Genomic DNA, 1,034 nt, shown 5'->3' on the forward strand with positions numbered 1-1,034 from the left:
ACCTGCGTGGTGTTGGCCGTGCCGCCCAAATCCGGCGTCTTCGGCCCGGTCTTGATGACCTCCTCGATCGCCGCCACGATGGCATCGTGCGCCTGCCGCCCTGCGCCCTGGCCTTGCGTCAAGAAGTCCAGCATCAGCGCGCCCGACCAGATCATGGCAATGGGATTGGCGATGTTTTGGCCGTAGATGTCCGGCGCCGATCCGTGCACGGGCTCGAACAGGCTGGGGAAGGTGCGCTCGGGGTTCAGGTTGGCCGAAGGCGCCAGGCCGATGGTGCCGGTGGTGGCGGGCCCCAGGTCGCTGAGGATGTCGCCGAACAGGTTGGTGGCGGCCACCACGTCGAAGCGCCCGGGCTGCAGCACGAAGCGCGCGGTGAGGATGTCGATGTGCTGCTTGTCCAGGGTGACCTCGGGGTAGGCCTTGGCGATGTCGTCGGCGCGGGCGTCCCACCAGGGCATGCTGATGGCGATGCCGTTGCTCTTGGTGGCGAGGGTCACGTGCTTTTTGGCGCGGCTTTGCGCCAGGTCGAAGGCGAACTTCAAGAGGCGGTTGGCGCCGTGGCGCGAATAGACCGACTCCTGGATGACGATCTCGCGGTCGGTGCCCTCGTACATGATGCCGCCCAGTGACGTGTATTCGCCCTCGGTGTTCTCGCGCACGACGAAGTAGTCGATGTCGCCGGGCTTCCTGCCGGCCAGGGGGCATGGCACGCCTTCAAAGAGGCGCACGGGGCGCAGGTTGATGTACTGGTCGAACTCGCGGCGGAACTTGAGCAGCGAGCCCCACAGGGACACGTGGTCGGGCACGGTGGCGGGCCAGCCGACGGCGCCGAAGAAGATGGCGTCCACGCCGGCGAGCTGGGCCTTCCAGTCGTCGGGCATCATTTTTCCGTGGGCGGCGTAGTAGTCGCAGCTGGCCCAGTCGATGGTGCGGCATTCCAGCTCGAAGCCGAAGCGTTCGGCCGCGGTCTGGATGGCCCGCAGGCCTTCGGGCATGACTTCCTTGCCGATGCCGTCGCCGGGGATCACGGCGAT

General features: G+C 67.0%; 1 protein-coding gene. It reads right to left on the minus strand.

All coding sequences use genetic code 11. From position 1 onward, the window contains the following. On the minus strand, nucleotides 1-1,034 hold a 1,034-nt coding region (locus tag AVMA1855_RS26490; RefSeq protein WP_284428007.1), incomplete at both ends, for a tartrate dehydrogenase.

Origin of the sequence: Acidovorax sp. SUPP1855 (assembly GCF_030158955.1) — a bacterium.
Lineage (GTDB): Bacteria > Pseudomonadota > Gammaproteobacteria > Burkholderiales > Burkholderiaceae_C > Paracidovorax.